Origin of the sequence: Streptomyces griseochromogenes (genome assembly GCF_001542625.1) — a bacterium.
GTDB classification, from domain to species: Bacteria; Actinomycetota; Actinomycetes; order Streptomycetales; family Streptomycetaceae; genus Streptomyces; species Streptomyces griseochromogenes.
On the sequence record NZ_CP016279.1, the window covers coordinates 1678062 to 1694270 of the forward strand.

A 16209-nucleotide genomic window follows, 5' to 3' on the forward strand; every position below is an offset into this window, starting at 1 on the left:
CGCCCCTCACCGCCCCGCCGACGCCCCCCGAACCCACCGATAGACCAGCTCCGGCCGCCCCACCTGCCCGTACACCGGCTTGCGTTCGGCCCGCCCCGCCTCCACCAGATGCTCCAGATACCGCCGGGCGGTGATCCGCGAGATCCCCACCGCGTCCGCGACCCGCGCCGCCGTAAGACCCTCCTCCGCCTCCCGTACAGCCGACGTCACCCGTTCCAGGGTGGGCGCGCTCAGCCCCTTGGGAAGCGCCGCGGGCCCCGGCGCGCGCAGCACCGCCAGGGCCCGGTCCACCTCGTCCTGGCCGCTCGCCTCTCCGGCCGCGCCCCGGAACTCCGCGTACCGCACCAGCCGGTCCCGCAGGGTGGCGAAGGTGAACGGCTTCAGGACGTACTGGACGACGCCCAGCGAGACGCCCTCCCGTACCACCGTCAGATCCCGCGCCGACGTCACCGCTATGACGTCCGCGTGATGCCCCGCCGCCCGCAGTGACCGCGCCAGCTGCAGGCCGTGCACGTCCGGCAGATGCAGGTCCAGCAACAGCAGGTCCACCGCCGTACGGTCCAGGAACCTGCGCGCCTCCGCCCCGGTGTGCGCCTTGCCGACCGCGACGAAACCCGGCACCCGCCCCACGTACAGCACATGCGCGTCCGCGGCGACCGGGTCGTCCTCCACGACGAGGACGCGGATCGGCTGCTGCTCGTCCGTCATCCGCCGTCACCCACCGCCGTGCCCAGCGGCAACCGCACCTCGAACACCGCACCGCCTTCCTCGGCCTCCGCGACCGTCAACGTGCCCTCGTCGCGGGTGACCGCCTGTCGGACCAGGGCCAGTCCGAGGCCCCGCCCGCCGGGCCCGGCCGGCTTGGTGGAGAACCCCCGCTGGAATACCAGGTCGGCGTGGGCCGCGTCGACACCCGGGCCGGTGTCCGACACCCGCAGCACCAGTTCGCCGCCGGATGCGTACGCGGTCACGGTGACCCGCGCCCGCGCGCTTCCCTGCGCCGCGTCCACCGCGTTGTCGATCAGATTGCCGAGGATCGTCACCAGGTCGCGGGCGGACAGGTCGGACGGCAGCAGGCCGTCGTCGAGGCGGCTGTCCGCCGACACCACCAGCTCGACGCCCCGCTCGTTGGCCTGAGCGGTCTTGCCCAGCAGCAGGGCGGCCAGCACCGGCTCGCTCACCGCCGCCACCACCTGGTCGGTCAGGGCCTGGGCCAGCTCCAGTTCCGCCGTCGCGAACTCCACCGCCTCCTCGGCCCGGCCCAGCTCGATCAGCGAGACCACCGTGTGCAGACGGTTCGCCGCCTCGTGCGCCTGTGAGCGCAGGGCCTGGGTGAAGCCCCGCTCCGAGTCCAACTCGCCCATCAGGGACTGGAGTTCGGTGACATCGCGCAGGGTGACGACCGTACCCCTGCGCTCTCCTCCCGACACCGGGGAGGTGTTCACCACCAGCACCCGCGACGCCGTCAGATGCACCTCGTCCACCCGGGGCTCCGACGACAGCAGCGCCCCGGTCAGCGGGGCCGGCAGGCCGAGATCCGCGACCGACGCGCCGATCACGTCCCGCTCCCCGCCCACCCCGAGCAGCTCCCGGCCGCCGTCGTTGATCAGCGCCACCCTGTACTGCCCGTCCAGCATCAGCAGCCCCTCGCGCACCGCGTGCAGGGCCGCCTGGTGGTAGTCGTGCATCCGGCTCAGTTCGCTCGCGTTCATGCCGTGGGTGTGGCGGCGCAGCCGGGCGTTGATCACGTAGGTGCCGACCGCGCCCAGCAGCAGGGCTCCGCCCGCGACCGCGAACAGCGCCGTGACCTGGTCCTGGACCCGTTCACTGATCGCCTCGACCTTGATCCCGGCACTGACCAGGCCGATGATCCGGCCGTCGTCCGTCACCGGGGTCACCGCGCGCACCGAAGGGCCGAGCGTGCCGGTGTACGTCTCGGTGAAGGTGTGGCCGTGCCGGGCGGGACCGATGCGGCCGAGGAAGCGCTTGCCGATCTGCTTCTGGTCGGGGTGGGTCCAGCGGATGCCGTCCGGATTCATGATCGTGACGAAGTCGACGTTCGTGTCCCGCATGACCTGGAGCGCGTACGGCTCCAGGGCCTTGGTCGGCTCGCGCGTGTGGATCGCCGAGCGGACCGAGGGGGAGTCCGCGACCGAGCGGGCCACCGCCGTCACCTGGCGGACCGCGGCGTCCTCGGCCTGCCGCTGGTCGCTGACGTAGGTGAACAGCGCGTACCCGGCCACGACCACCGCTATCAGCACGGCCTGCACGGCGAAGAGCTGGCCGGCCAGGCTGCGGGGGCGGGGGAGGCACCGGAAGCGCATGCCAGCAGTGTGCCTCTCGGGTTAAGCATGAACTAAATGAACGGAAGGGTGACCGCCCTCACAGACCGGGAGATAGTCACGGCATCCCCCACAACCCCCGGACGTGAGCCGCACGCCGGTAATGCCGACGAAGACGTCAAGGAGGGCAGCCGTGGCCGCCACTTCCCCCGATACGGCACCTGCCGCAGCCCGTGTGAAACGGGACCGTACCCACTATCTGTACATCGCCGTCATCGTGGCGGTCGCGCTCGGTATCGCCGTGGGGCTCATCTGGCCCGATGCCGCGGTCGAGCTGAAGCCGCTGGGCACCGGCTTCGTGAACTTGATCAAGATGATGATCTCGCCGATCATCTTCTGCACGATCGTGCTCGGGATCGGCTCCGTACGGAAGGCCGCCAAGGTCGGCGCCGTCGGCGGTATCGCACTCGGCTACTTCACGGTGATGTCCCTCGTCGCGCTCTCCATCGGGCTCGTCGTCGGCAATGTGCTGCACCCGGGTGACGGGCTGCACCTGACCGAGGCGCTCAAGCAGACCGGACACGCACAGGTCTCCAGCGATGCGCTGCCGCCCGTCGACTTCGTGCTGTCGATCATCCCGACCACGTTCGTGTCCGCCTTCACCCAGCAGCAGGTCCTGCAGACCCTGCTGGTCGCCCTGCTCACCGGGTTCGCGCTGCAGGCCATGGGACCGGTCGGGCAGCCGGTGCTGCGCGGCGTCGAGCACATCCAGCGGCTGGTCTTCCGCATCCTGTCCATGGTCATGTGGGCCGCGCCGATCGGCGCCTTCGGCGCGATCGCGGCCGTCACCGGTTCCGCGGGCCTGGACGCGCTGAAGAGCCTCGCCGTACTGATGCTCGGCTTCTACGTGACCTGCTTCCTGTTCGTCTTCATCGTGCTCGGCGCCGTCCTGCGGCTCGTCTCCGGGCTGAACATCTTCTCGCTGTTCAAGTACCTCGCCCGTGAGTTCCTGCTGATCCTGTCCACCTCCTCCTCCGAGTCCGCGCTGCCGCGGCTCATCGCGAAGATGGAGCACCTGGGCGTCAGCAAGCCCGTCGTCGGCATCACCGTGCCGACCGGCTACTCCTTCAACCTCGACGGCACCATGATCTACATGACCATGGCCTCGCTGTACATCGCGGACGCCCTGGGCACGCCGATGTCCGTCGGCGAGCAGATCCCGCTGCTGCTCTTCCTGCTGCTGGCCTCCAAGGGCGCGGCGGGCGTCAGCGGCGCGGGGCTCGCCACGCTGGCCGGCGGTCTGCAGTCGCACAAGCCCGCGCTGGTCGACGGTGTCGGTCTGATCGTCGGTATCGACCGGTTCATGAGCGAGGCGCGTGCGCTGACGAACTTCGCGGGCAACGCGGTGGCCACCGTGCTGATCGGTACCTGGACGAAAGAGATCGACAAGGCGCGGGTCGAGCAGGTCCTTGCCGGTGAGCTGCCGTTCGACGAGACGACGCTGCTGGACGAGGATGCCGTTTCTTCGGAGGTTCCGGAGAAGGAGCTGGCGAAGGCGTAATCGATCGTCCGCGAGGGTGCGGGGGCTGGTCGCGCCCACGCGGCGGAGCCGCACATCGATACCGCCCCGCGCCCCTGATGGGAAGCCCTTCGCGCCCCCGTCCCTCAGCTCCGGACGTCCGGCCCCGCCTGAACCGGGGCCGGGCGTCCGGCCGAAGCCGCCGGGCGGCTGGGTCTCTCCCCCCTGTATCTCAGCCGCCCGGCTTCTCACTCACCCTGGCCACCAGACCGGTGGCCGAGGAGGCGGGTACGCCCGCCGCGGTCAGGACCGTGACCGTGGCCGAGCGGCCCGCCTCCTGTGCTGCCACCAGGCCGTCGTTCACCGCCTCCATCACCGCGAACAGCATCTGCTCGTGCACGTACGCGAGGGCCTGCGCGGGCAGCGGTGAGCTGAAGACGCCCTCGTCCAGGCCGCGTTGCAGCAGTCGCACCTTGTTCTCGCGCAGGGGTGCGAGGCGTTCGCGGATGCCCTGCACGGTGACCGTGCGCTGGGCCAGGGCGACCAGCAGCCGGTAGCGGTCGGCGATCTCCCAGATCGCGAGCACCGACCGGGCCACCGCCTCCGCCGGGTCCGCCACCCCCTCGCGGGCTCCCGCGTCCACGTCCGCCAGCGACTGGACCGCCTCGTCGACGAGCGTGCTGATCAGCGCCTCACGGCTCGGGAAGTGCCCGTACACGGTCCGTCGTACGACCCCCGCGGCGCGCGCGATCTGGTCCATGGAGGCATCGGGGTCGCGCAGCAGCTCGGCGAGGGCGACGTCGAGGATGCGGCGCCGGTTGGCGTCGGCGCGGCTGGTGCTACCCGTGGTCATGACCGTCATTCTGCACGCCCGCCCCGACTTGCACAGGGCTGTGCAACGCCGTACATTGCACATGGCTGTGCAATTGCACGGCGCTGTGCAAGTTCTCGTCGCGCATCGAGGAAGGCGATCCCTGCCATGCGACTCGTCATGAACGAACCGGTCGAAAGCGCGGACCGCCCCTACGCCCGGCGCTGGTGGGCCCTCCTCGTGCTCTGCCTGAGCCTGCTGATCATCGTGATGGCCAACACCGCCCTCACGGTCGCGGCGCCCGACATGACCCGGGACCTCGGGCTGTCCAGCGCCGACCTGCAGTGGGTGATCGACGGCTACACCGTCCCGTACGCGGCGCTGATGCTGCTGCTCGGCGCGATCGGCGACAAGTACAGCCGTCGTGGCGCCCTGGTCCTCGGCCTCGTCGTCTTCGGCGGCGGAGCGATCGCCGGCTACCTCGCCGGCAGCTCCACGGCGGTCATCGCGGCCCGCGCCGTGATGGGCGTCGGCGCCGCACTGATCATGCCCGCCACCCTGTCCCTCCTGGCCGCGACCTTCCCGCGCGCCGAGCGCGCCAAGGCCATCACCCTGTGGACCGCCACCGCAGGGCTCGCCATCGCCGCCGGACCGGTGGTCGCGGGCGCCCTGCTGCGCGACCACGGCTGGTCCTCGACCTTCCTGATCAACGTGCCCATCGCCGCCGTCGCGATCGTCGGCGCGCTGATCCTCGTACCACCGTCCAAGGCGGGGCACCACGACAGGATCGACTACGTCGGCGGTCTGCTGTCCGTGGTGTGGACCGGCTCGCTGGTCTACATGATCATCGAGGGGCCGCACTTCGGCTGGGGCGTCAAGGCCGTCACCGCCGCCGTCGTCGCGGGCGCGGGCCTGATCGCCTTCGTGGCCTGGGAGCTGCGCCACCCGCGCCCGATCCTGGACGTGCGCCGCTTCACCAACCGCCGCTTCGCGGGTTCCAACCTCGCCGTCTCCCTGTTCTTCCTCGCCGTCTTCGGTGCCTTCTACTACCTCACCCAGCACCTGCAGTTCGTCCTCGGCTACGACGCCCTGCAGACCGGCGTCCGGATGCTGCCGCTGGCCGGCGCGGTCTTCGTCGGCTCGGCCCTCACCGGCTGGCTCACCCCGCGCGTCGGCATGAAGTGGACGGTCACCGCGGGCATGGTCGGCGGCACGACCGCGCTCGCCCTGCTGACCCGGGTGGACGCGGGCTCGACGTACGGCGACTTCGTGGCGCCCCTCGTCATCCTCGGCCTCGCCATCGGCCTCGCGCTCTCGCCCTGCACCGACGCGATCATGGGCGCCTTCCCGGAGTCCGAGCTGGGCGTCGGCGGCGCGGTCAACGACACCTCGCTGGAGCTGGGCGGCTCGCTCGGCATCGCGATCCTCGGCTCACTGCTCGCCACCTCGTACGGCAACCACCTCACCGACGCCACCGCGGGCAGCAAGCTCCCCGCGAGCGCCCTGGAGACCGCCCAGGACTCGGTCGGCGCCGGATACGCGGTCGCGCAGGGCATCGGCGAGAAGGCCCACCAGGCGGCCGCACAGGCCGCACACACGAGCGACCCGCAGCAGGCCGCACAGCTCAAGCAGCAGGCCGCGCAGCTGGCCTCCGGCGCCCGGCAGATGGCGGACGCGGTCGGCTCCGCCTTCTCGGACGCGGTCGCCCACACCAGCCTGGTCGGCGCGGTGATCCTGGGCATCGGCACGGTCCTGGTGGCCGTCCTGCTGCCGCGCCGCGAGGCCGCCGTAACGGAGATCCCGGAGGACGAGCGGGAACTGGCGGACAGCACCGCGCGCTGACCCCTGACGGCCTCGGCTCACCCGTATCCACTAACGTGCCGCTCCGGAACCGGAACGGCACGTTCGTGCGTGTTCCCGAACGAGTATGGAGGCACGGGGGATGAAGATCGACTGGGACCGGCGGACCTGCGCGCGCAAGGGTCACGTGACGTACACACCCGACGAAGCCTTGCTGCGGGACCGGCTGCATGCCCGGACCGCGCTCGGGGACGCCTGGCGCTGTCTGCGCTGCGGCGACTTCGTGCTCGGTGAGCCGCACGGCTCGGGACCTGCCTCCGACGCCCCGCTGGTGCCGCGCGGCAAGGTGCTCCGGGACCTGTTCATCCTGCGCTTCCTGGCGATCGAGCGGGCGGTGCGCGGCGTTTTCATCGTCCTGGTCGCGGTGGCCGTCTGGAAGTTCAGCAACAGCCAGGACGCGGTACGCAAGCTCTTCAACGAGAACCTGGACGTCTTCCGCCCGGTGTTCCGCCACTTCCACTACGACCTCGACCACTCACCGGTCGTCGGCTCCATCCAGAAGGCGTTCGGCTACAAGCACTCCACGCTGATGCTGGTGGCGGCCCTGCTGCTGGCGTACGCGCTGATCGAGCTGATCGAGGCGGGCGGCCTCTGGTACGCCAAGCGCTGGGCGGAGTACCTGACGGTGGTCGCCACCGCCGCCTTCCTCCCGCTGGAGATCTACGAACTCACCGAGAAGATCAGCTACCTGAAGATCGCGACCCTCGTGCTGAACATCCTCGCGGTCCTCTACATCGCCGTCGCCAAGCGCCTGTTCGGCCTGCGCGGCGGCCGCAGGGCCTTCGAGGAGGAGCGGCACAGCGCCTCGCTGATGGAGGTCGAGGAGTCGGCGGGGGTCACTGTCTAGATCTCGCGTGGGCCGGCCTCAATTCCTTTGACCCGCCCCTGCGTTCGGCACCAGGCTGAAGGCCTCGACGTGACCGGTCGAACGCAGGGAGGCGGACATGGGGGAGTCGAGCGAAGTGAGGGTCACGATCTCCACCGGGTACGAGGACACGTACGAGGCGGAACGGGATCCGTGACCGCTGTCGATCGACCAGATCAACGAGCTGTTCCAGCAGTTCCTCATGGCGGTGGCCCGGCCCCGTCGGACCGAGCGGGACGACAGCCGCGACCTCACCAAGCGGCTGCGCGACCACCTGGGCACGGCCCCCACCGACCGTCCGGTGGTGAAGGCCGCGTACCCGCCCTATGACCTGCCCAACGTCCACCTCGCCCTGGAACGCTGGTTCGCCACCGACGGCCGATCCTACGAACTGGTCGGCATGCGCGGCGCCCAGCACCACGGCGACCTCACCCTCGGCGACATCCTCGAAGCCGCCCACCGCTACGACCGCTTCGTGATCGGCGCGGTCGACTACGCCCACCCGCCGATCTCCCCCGACGAGGAACTGGCCTGCGTCTCCTGCGGCTTGTACCTCGGCACGGACGGTGACGAACGCTTCGCGCTCCTCCTGCGCGGCCCGGCCGACGAATACGGGCGCAACAAGGTCGAGATCGAGGTCCTCGCCCAGGAGAAGGAGTTCGCCGACCGGCTGCTGGCCGAGATCGACGCCCTCGTGCGCGAGCACAACGTCTTCCGTGGCCAGGTGCTCTCCTTCGAGGGCTCGGAGTTCGGACACGGCCTCGGCCCGTTCCGCTTCCACCGCCGCTCCGGCATTACCCGCGAGGACATCGTGCTTCCGGCGGGCCTGCTGGAACGGGTGGAGCGCCAGGTGGTGGGCGTGGCCAGGCGCCGCGAACAGCTCCGCGCGGCCGGCCAGCACCTGCGCCGCGGCCTCCTCCTCTACGGCCCTCCCGGCACCGGCAAGACCCACACCATCCGCTATCTCCTCTCCCACCTCCCGCAGTTCACGGCCGTCATCCTGTCCGGGACCAGCATCCAGGCCATCGGCCCCGCCTGCGCGCTCGCCCGCATGCTCCAGCCGGCGCTCGTCGTCCTGGAGGACTGCGACCTGATCGCCGAGGCCCGCGACTACGGCGGCGGCGAGCAGCCCCTGCTCTTCCAGGTGCTGAACGAGATGGACGGCCTCGGCGACGATGCGGACGTCGCCTTCCTTCTGACCACCAACCGCGCCGACCTCCTCGAACCGGCCCTCGCCCAGCGCCCCGGCCGCGTCGACCTCGCCGTGGAGATCCCCCTCCCGGACGCCGAGAGCCGCGCCCGCCTCCTCACCCTCTACGGCTCCGGACTCGGCCTCGGCAAGGAGATCACCGACCAGGTGGTGACCCGCACGGAGGGCACGACGGCATCCTTCACCAAGGAACTGGTCCGCCGTTCGGTCCTGATCGCGGCGGAACGCGAGTCCGCGCGGACGGAGCCGGAGGACGTCCGCGCCGCCTTGGACGAACTCCTCTCGGACCGGGACCAGCTGACGCGCAGGCTGCTCGGGGTGCGGGGGGACGAGGAGGGGCCGACAGGGGCGGACGACGACGAGGACGACTAGGACCTCGGAGAGCGCATCAGGCTCGCTTGGGGCCTGTGATGTTGTCCCCGATGACGAAGCCCTTGGCGGGGCCCTTCGGGAGGTGCACGTCCGTTCCGTAGGGGACGCTCGCGACACCCAGCCAGTCGGCCCTGTCGGGCTGGGGCTCGGTGAGAACGGTGACGGTGCCCTGCTTGTCGCAATCGTCGATGATCACGTAGACGGGGATGCCCGCGCGGGCGTATTCGCGCCGCTTCTTGACACGGTCGCGGTCCTGGCTGCGCTTGCCAGGCGAGACGACCTCGAACACAACCCGAACGCCTGCGGCCGCGAGGCCGAGACCGTCGTCCGTCACGTAGCGCTCGGCATCCCTGGCGACGATGAACAAGTCGGGCACCCACGCGCGGTTCTCATGGATGATGTTCGTGTCGTTCCGGGCGGCGAAGTCCCCACCTCGCAGGAACTCTCCCAGAGCCTCCTTGAGAAGAAAGACGATCTGGCTGTGTGAATAGCGACCGGTGGGCGACACCTCGATGGCTCCCTCGATGATCTCAGCGCGGTAGCCCTCGGGGAGTTCCATGGCCTTCCATGCCTGCCACACGACCTCGTCAAGGTCGCGGCCGTCCTCGGCCAGGGACACGGACTCGGTCCTGATCTCAGGCATGGTCTCGGGCCTCTCGTGCGCAAGAGCGGTCATGGCGGCGTCACCTCCTCAAGTGTGGGCTGGGCGTGCCTCAGGCACAAGCAACGCGATCACGGTAGGCATGGCGATACGGCTGACCAGGGAAAATGCCTCTGAGTCACCCGAACGGGTGGGCGTGATTGGATCTTCGGGGACCAGTCCTTCACGACAGGAAATGGGGAACATGTGTAAGACGGCTGTGGGTGCGATCGTGCTCGTCGCGACGGCGACGTTGCTGACGGGCTGCGGCAGCGGCGACACCGGCAAGGACGCGGGCAGAGGGAACGGCAAGGCGCATGCGTCGAAGAGCGCTGCCGCCCCGACGGCAGATTCGGACGCAGCGACCCGCACGGTGACGCTGCAGGTGTCGGGTACCGGCACCACCCAGATCTTGTACAACACGGGCGACAGCAACGGTTTCGGGAACCAGAAGCTCCCCTGGACCAGGACGGCGACTCTCCAACTCGACGAGGTCGACCGGAAGGTGGGCGTCCTGGTGTCGGTCGTCCCCGGCTCGGTCCAGGCGGCCAACGGAATGCTGAAGATGGCCTCCTGTGTGATCAAAGTCGACGGCAAACAAGTCGCCGACAACAACGGGGGCAAGGACGGCAAGCCCTGCGAGTACAAGGTCAGATAGTCGTGTTGCCGTAGATCGGCCGGATCTCGCCGTGCGGCGGTCAACCGCGTTGCGTCCGCAACCCCACATGCGACAATGCGTTCGAAGTCGGGGCACGTAAGTGACGTACGGGGGTGGACTGATGAAGTTCGACATGGGATCGACGACGCTTGCGACGCTGAGGAAGAGCACGGGTGGGTCCAGTGACGATCTGGGCACGCTGATCCAGCAGTTGATCGCCGCGGCACAGCCGTTGGAGGGGAAGTTCAACGGCGAGGGCAAGGTCATGTTCGACTCGTTCAAGCGGCGCGCGGACGAGATCACCGCCGAGCTGAACGGGTCGTTGCGGTCGATCCTGGGCGGCCAGTCTGGTATGGACACCGCGTTCACCACCGGCGACCAGGAACAGGCCGACAACGCACACCAGACGATGAGCGCCGCGAACTTCGACGCGGCCCGCTTCCGCGGCTGACACCGGCCGAATCCGCGGCTGAACAGGGCCGGACCACGAGGGGGATGTGAGCATCATGGCCAACCAGGACCGTCGCTCGTACGACACCGGTGCCTCCGCCGACGTACAGACCAGCCTGCAGGGGATCATCGGCCGCCTGGAGACCGTGCTGGGCGACCGTGAGCGCGCGGTGAAGGCCGCGATGGCGGACTACCAGGCCGACGGCGTCTCGGACGAGTACCACGGCAAGGAAGCCCGCTGGCACAAGGCGGCAGGCGAGGTCCGCGACATCATCCGGCTGGTGCGTACCACGCTGGAGCAGAACGACGGGACGGCGCAGGCCACGCTGGCCAAGGCGAAGGCGGCGGTCGACAACATCGGGTGATCCGGCGGCAGTTGCGGGGACGAGGGGGGACTGTTGTGACGGCTTGGGACATCGATCCGGCCGGTGTGCACAGTGTGCTGTCCAGGACAAGGACTGCGGCGAAGGGCCTGGCGGAAACGGGCACGGCCATGCAGGGCAATCTGGAGGAGGCGGCCTCGGCGGCGGGCAGGCTGACCGAGCAGGAGTTCGGCCCGTACGTCACGGCCGGGTTGGTCGGTTCGGCGCTGGCCCAGTTCGCGAACCACTGGAACCGGGATCTCCTGTACATCGCCAAGCGGACGGCGCAGTCCCTGAACGGGGCGGGCCAGGCCACCGCCTGCTACGTGGCCGGCTCCCTGGAGCAGGCGGCGAACGCGCAGCAGGCGGCGGCCAAGGAGCCGAAGGTGGATCTGCCCGGCAAGGGTGAGGCAGGGCGTCGCACGGGGGGCCGGTAGCGGTGGGCGACGAGAAGAAGCTCATCGACCCGTCCGGCATCCCGCACTTCATAGGTGACCTGGCCACGCTGGACACCGACGTGATGCTGCTGACCGCGGACGCGGGCCAGTTCCGCGCCTCCGGCTCGGACGTGCACACCGAGTTCCAGGGCCTGTCCGCGTTCTACAAGGCACCGGAGGCGGAGCAGCTGTTCGCCACCACGCTCCCGGTGAAGCAGAAGTCGGACGCGTTCGCGGACGACTTGGAGAAGGTCGCCTCCGCGCTGTCGGAGTACAGCGCCGAAGTCCAGCCACTGGTGAAGAAGCTGGACGCGCTCAAGGCCGACGCCACCGCGTTCGTGAACTCGGTGGCCGGAGACGATCACTGGCGCAAGGACCAGGACAAGGTCGACCACAACAACGATCTGTGGCACGACGTCAATCACACGGTCACCGCCTTCCAGGACGCCGAGCGGGCCGCCTACAACAAGATCATGGCGCTGATCGGCGGAACCAGACTGACCGCCGACGACGGCTCGCACGGCGAGAACATGTACGGCTTCCGCGCCGACGATCTCGACCACGCCAAGGAAACCCCCTGGGGCGTGCCGGCCGAGCGGGAGTACGAGGGCTGGGCCTGGCTGGCCCATCAGGGCAAGCAGGTGTGGGACGGCGTCTGGCACGACGGTGTGATCGGCACGGTCAATGGCCTGGGTACCCTGTTCGGCGCGGACGGCGGGCACGCGGCCGGCGAGGCCTGGAAGAGCCTCGCCAAGCTGAGCACGGCCTCCGGCCTCACCGGTGCCACGATGGGCGCCTGGTGGCTGGTCCCCGAGGACAAACTGCCCTCCTGGCTGCGTGATGCGCGCACGGTGCACAAGGAGGCGGCGAAAGGTTTCGTCGCCTACGACCAGTGGAAGACCAACCCGGCCCGTGCGGCGGGCGCGGCCGGCTTCAACGTCCTGACGGTGGTCGGCACCGAGGGCGCCGGCGCCGCGGTAAGGGGGGCTGGCGAGGCGGGTGCGGCGACCCGCGCTCTGTCGGTGATCGGCAAGGTCAGCCGGGCGGCCGATCCGATGACGTACGTCGGCGAGGCGGGGAAGTTCGCGTTCGTCAAGGTCGGGGATACGTTCACCAGGCTGAAGAATCTGCAGAGCGGGGCGTATCTGGATCTTCCGGAGAAGTATGGGTTGCCGGAATCTGCGCGCCGGATTCCTGAGGATGCCATTCCGGATGTCGACGCTCACGGGAACACTGTCTATCTGACGGCTGACGGCCACATCCTCAATGCGGATGGGAGTTTGCGGCAGCGCGTCACGCAGGCTCCGGTCGAGGCGTCTGCCACCGACCGAGCGCGGATGGACGCCGTGGATGGCGGGGCACACAACCCCGAACGGGTGGGGGCGCATACCGCGACCAATTCGGCATCGGATACTGGCCCGACGGCTGCTGGTCATGCCGGTGGTGGGGCGGTCCGGGATCTGGGACCGGGCATGCCAATGGGGCGCGCAGAAACCGGTTTTACGCATGGCGGGAGCGGGGGCGGACACGGGCTGCCCGACGGGCCATCCGGGCCTGGATCAGGCTATGAACTGCCGGGGCAGCGCGGCAGCGACGTGCGTCCGACGGGGAAGGACTGGTACGACGACCTCGATCCGCACCAGATCAAGGATGTACAAGTCTACCGAGCCAATCACGAGCCGGGCTACCGCGAGAGGTACTACCAGAAGAACGGTCACCGCTTGCGTGTCGCGATTCCCGACGAGAGCGGCTTCGCTCCACCTCAATTGGCCGAGGACCCGCATCACCCTGGGACGTGGATCGCGGCCAAAGACAAGGCTGCACCGATCCCGGAGAAGTACGTTCCCGGTTCCAAAGTCGAACGGGGGCCTGACACCGTACAGACGAGGGAGGATTTCGACGCCATCAGCGACAAGGCGCTCCGGCGTCATACCTCTGTGACGGCCGACAATGCGTGGCACGGTCCAGTGAAGGAAGCGAAGCACGCCTACAAGGCAGACCCCGCCCCGGACAACCTTGAGGCCTACAAGGAAATCAAGGCCGAGCACGCCCCGTTCCATCGGGCCATGAGCGAGGACAGTGAGGCATTCGGAGAAGCCGTCGCGCGGCACCATGTCATTCCAGAGCACTATGATGGTGCCAAGATGGAGACGTTGGCGGGGCCCAAGAACGGGAACGATCAGTTCGACCAGCTGTGGAGCCTGACGGGCAAAAACGGAAACAAAAAGTTCGTCGTCGTCGAGTCCAAGAGTACCGTCACTACGGATCTGGGGAAGAGGACGCTTCCGAACGGTTTCGACGCCCGGCAAGGTTCGATAGAATACTTCCTCGATATTCTACGGGAAATGAAGGAACGGGGAAATTTGGGCAATGAGAACGAGAAACGGCTATATAAGGAGCTGACCAAGGCTCTGAAGCAGGGGAATGTCGAATATATTCTGGTCAAGGGAAGGGTCACTTCGACGGGCGAGTACGCTGGCTACCAAAAATGGACCTTCGACATACGCTGAGGAGAGGTATCGGTGACTGAGACAGTGGCTCGGCATCGCAGGCTGAACGCCCTGGACGTGGCCGACGTCCAGGAGATGGCTGAGGAGCTGGAAGACACGGTTCAGAGCCTGGGCACCTCGGCCACCGTCTTCGGGCTCGCCCTAAATGAAGCCCTCATGCAGGTGCAAGCCCGTCTCTTCATTGATCCGAGGGCGTCGGAGCTGCCGACATGGCGAGCAACCGTGTCGGCCATGCAGGTCGGCCATGCCGCCTTTGCCGCGGCAGTGGCGAACGAGGGAACGGTGGAGTGCCGGATCATCGACGAGATCCGTTCTCTCTCCGCGACAGGGCCGCGGTTCTATGCCAACGCGGGAAACTGGCTCACCGCCTTCTGGTTCACCATCATCTGCCGCGATCAGACTCGCATGACGCAGATGTGCGGTGTTCCGCTGGAGGTTCTCCGTGCGTCGGGTGCGAGGGGGGACGAATACGTCTACAACTGGGTTGATGCGTTGCAGACGTATTGGCTTGAGCGTCCGGGGCTGGTGGAAAAGTTGTCCATCACGATCGACAATTCATTCCCGGAAGTCGCAACGATTGCTCCCCGGGATCTTCTCCAGAATGTCCTGTACCCGCCGATCAATCTCTTCTATCAGTTCCTGCGTAAGGACCATGACGCCTTCAACGAGGCCTTGGCTGAAGCATTGCAACTCCACAAGGGCTACTGGACTGCTGACGAAAAGCGCGTGAACGACCTCGGCGGCTCTGTAGCCCTGGGTCCCTTGGCCATTTCCTGCCTTGCATATGATGCGGGCTTCCCGATCAACGTGGAGTCGGACTACCTTCCGAAATATCTCCTCGAACGTGAGTGGGTAGGGGAGTTCGAAGTCTGAAGCTGATGGGAGGCGGGTGTTGTTCACTCGGCACGTCTGCCGTACCAGCGATCTGATGCCGATGTCGCTTTCGTGCCTCAACCGAACCAGCCCACCTGCACGACCACGATCCGCTCGCCACGGACGCCGGTCAGGTAGGTGAGCATGAGCGGCCCCCGGCTCTCGGTCCGCACGCCTGGCTCCGGTCCGGTGTAATCGGCTCCCTTCAGAAAGACCACCGATTCGCGTACGGCGATCTCGGTGGCGAGCCGCTCGGTCTCGCCGCATGCAGTGTCCGGGAGCCCGTCCAGCAGGTCGTCCTGGAACAGCTCTCAGTGCCAGTCAGCCACCCGCGGCCTCGCGGTGGGCCGCGCGTACGATCTCCCCGGCCTCGCGGATGGCGCGCCCGCGCACGTCCGGGTCGGCGCTGCTGATGGCCTGCTCGGCGGCGTGTAGACGGCGGGCTGTTTCGGGGCGCCGCTCGATCTCGACCACGACGGCCCACTGCCGGTAGAACATCCGGATGGGTACAACGCTGTCCTCATCGCCTGCGCGGATGAACGCCTTCTGAAGGTCTTCGAAGAACTCGGGCAGACGGGAGGGGGCCACTGTCGCCACAGCCTGTCGTAGAGCCGATAGCGTCAGCTCGGACGGGGGAATGAGTGGACCGTCTCCGTCCGTGTGCGGCGTGGTCATCGGCCGCCCCTTCCACTCGTCCAGTGCCCTTTCGGCACGGGCCCACGCTAGTGCCATTCCTGTGTCGGCGAGCGGATAGCTACTGCAGAGGGTGAGGTCGAGGATCCACTCCGCCCCACGGTCTTGCCCCCCTGCACCTTGGGGCGGCCAGCTGATCCCGACTCAGGCGTTCGGTGCGACGTAACAAACGGACGGAACGGTCTGGCCCACTCCGAAGCGATGAGTGGTCTCGCCGATCTTGCGCCATCCGAGGCGTTCGTAGAGCCGCATCGCGGCGACGTCCTTCGCCATGACGTCGAGCACCAGGCGGAGATTGTTGGCGAGGGCGTGGCCCATTGCCGCTGCCATCAGGCGTCTTCCTGTGGCGCGTCCGCGCGCGGCCTGGAGCACGAACAGCCTGGCGAGGACCGCGACGTGTGCCTCATCCTCGCCGTTCTGTCGGATCCACAAGGAGGCCGCGTCCGCACCGTCGGGGCGCATGATGGCCACGTGGCCCACGATGACCCCGTCCGCTTCGGCCACCCACGCCGCCAGCACCTGTTCCGACCTCAGCCACGCCTGTGGGTCATCGACACCTTCGACCGGGTATCCATCGGTCTCGTGGACCTCGACGAGCGCCCTGGCGGCCCCGAGCAGATCAGCAGCTGCGAAGGGGCGCACGATGACAGGTTTCACCAGCAAGTCC

General features: G+C 68.3%; 16 protein-coding genes. 10 read left to right on the top strand and 6 right to left on the bottom strand.

Annotated features, from left to right (window positions below):
* Positions 1-6: 6 nt before the first annotated feature.
* Positions 7-708, bottom strand: a complete 702-nt coding sequence (locus AVL59_RS07885; protein WP_067300822.1) for a response regulator — start codon at positions 706-708, stop codon at positions 7-9.
* The gene (locus AVL59_RS07890; protein WP_067300825.1) at positions 705-2324 is read right to left on the bottom strand and encodes an ATP-binding protein; all 1620 of its coding nucleotides are present in this window, start codon (positions 2322-2324) and stop codon (positions 705-707) included. Before AVL59_RS07890 ends, AVL59_RS07885 begins: the two co-directional genes overlap by 4 nt.
* 151 nt (positions 2325-2475) lie before the next feature.
* Here AVL59_RS07890 and AVL59_RS07895 point away from each other — a divergent pair, with 151 nt between their 5' ends.
* On the top strand, positions 2476-3843 hold the full coding sequence (locus AVL59_RS07895; RefSeq protein WP_067300828.1) for a cation:dicarboxylate symporter family transporter: 1368 nt from the start codon (positions 2476-2478) through the stop codon (positions 3841-3843).
* Between the two features lie 190 nt (positions 3844-4033).
* On the opposite strand, the gene AVL59_RS07900 is transcribed toward AVL59_RS07895, so the two are convergent.
* Positions 4034-4663: a TetR/AcrR family transcriptional regulator gene (locus tag AVL59_RS07900; RefSeq protein WP_067300830.1), complete on the bottom strand. Its 630-nt coding sequence runs from the start codon at positions 4661-4663 to the stop codon at positions 4034-4036.
* Between the two features lie 117 nt (positions 4664-4780).
* On the opposite strand from AVL59_RS07900, the gene AVL59_RS07905 reads away from it, so the two are divergent.
* From AVL59_RS07905 to AVL59_RS07915, 3 genes are all read left to right on the top strand, one after another.
* Positions 4781-6454 (top strand): MFS transporter, encoded by a 1674-nt coding sequence (locus AVL59_RS07905; RefSeq protein ID WP_067300833.1) that lies wholly within the window; start codon positions 4781-4783, stop codon positions 6452-6454.
* Positions 6455-6554: 100 nt separating this feature from the next.
* Positions 6555-7319 carry a DUF2127 domain-containing protein gene (locus tag AVL59_RS07910; RefSeq protein ID WP_067300836.1) on the top strand — a complete coding sequence of 255 codons (765 nt, stop codon included), beginning with the start codon at positions 6555-6557 and terminating at the stop codon, positions 7317-7319.
* Between the two features lie 220 nt (positions 7320-7539).
* Positions 7540-8919, top strand: coding sequence for an AAA family ATPase (locus AVL59_RS07915; protein WP_167549294.1), 1380 nt, complete (start codon positions 7540-7542; stop codon positions 8917-8919).
* A gap of 16 nt (positions 8920-8935) precedes the next feature.
* Here AVL59_RS07915 and AVL59_RS07920 read toward each other — a convergent pair whose 3' ends face one another.
* The gene (locus tag AVL59_RS07920) at positions 8936-9538 is read right to left on the bottom strand and encodes a Uma2 family endonuclease (protein WP_308281862.1); all 603 of its coding nucleotides are present in this window, start codon (positions 9536-9538) and stop codon (positions 8936-8938) included.
* A 226-nt stretch (positions 9539-9764) separates the two neighbouring features.
* Between AVL59_RS07920 and AVL59_RS07925 the strand changes: the two genes are divergently transcribed.
* From AVL59_RS07925 to AVL59_RS07950, 6 genes are all read left to right on the top strand, one after another.
* The gene (locus AVL59_RS07925; protein WP_067300842.1) at positions 9765-10217 is read left to right on the top strand and encodes a hypothetical protein; all 453 of its coding nucleotides are present in this window, start codon (positions 9765-9767) and stop codon (positions 10215-10217) included.
* Positions 10218-10338: 121 nt separating this feature from the next.
* Positions 10339-10668 carry a hypothetical protein gene (locus AVL59_RS07930; protein WP_067300844.1) on the top strand — a complete coding sequence of 110 codons (330 nt, stop codon included), beginning with the start codon at positions 10339-10341 and terminating at the stop codon, positions 10666-10668.
* 52 nt (positions 10669-10720) lie between these two features.
* Entirely contained in the window at positions 10721-11032 is a 312-nt protein-coding gene (locus AVL59_RS07935) for a pore-forming ESAT-6 family protein (RefSeq protein ID WP_099053268.1), read from the top strand.
* A gap of 35 nt (positions 11033-11067) precedes the next feature.
* A complete protein-coding gene (locus AVL59_RS07940) occupies positions 11068-11466 on the top strand; it encodes a DUF6507 family protein (RefSeq protein WP_067300847.1) in 399 nt (132 codons plus the stop codon).
* 2 nt (positions 11467-11468) lie between these two features.
* A complete protein-coding gene (locus tag AVL59_RS07945; protein WP_067300850.1) occupies positions 11469-13976 on the top strand; it encodes a hypothetical protein in 2508 nt (835 codons plus the stop codon).
* A 12-nt stretch (positions 13977-13988) separates the two neighbouring features.
* Complete coding sequence (locus AVL59_RS07950) at positions 13989-14849, top strand: immunity 49 family protein (protein ID WP_067300853.1); 861 nt, start codon at positions 13989-13991, stop codon at positions 14847-14849.
* 321 nt (positions 14850-15170) lie between these two features.
* Here AVL59_RS07950 and AVL59_RS07955 read toward each other — a convergent pair whose 3' ends face one another.
* Both AVL59_RS07955 and AVL59_RS07960 read right to left on the bottom strand, forming a co-directional pair.
* Complete coding sequence (locus tag AVL59_RS07955) at positions 15171-15524, bottom strand: hypothetical protein (RefSeq protein WP_067300855.1); 354 nt, start codon at positions 15522-15524, stop codon at positions 15171-15173.
* 162 nt (positions 15525-15686) lie between these two features.
* On the bottom strand, positions 15687-16199 hold the full coding sequence (locus AVL59_RS07960) for a GNAT family N-acetyltransferase (RefSeq protein WP_099053020.1): 513 nt from the start codon (positions 16197-16199) through the stop codon (positions 15687-15689).
* Positions 16200-16209: the final 10 nt, after the last annotated feature.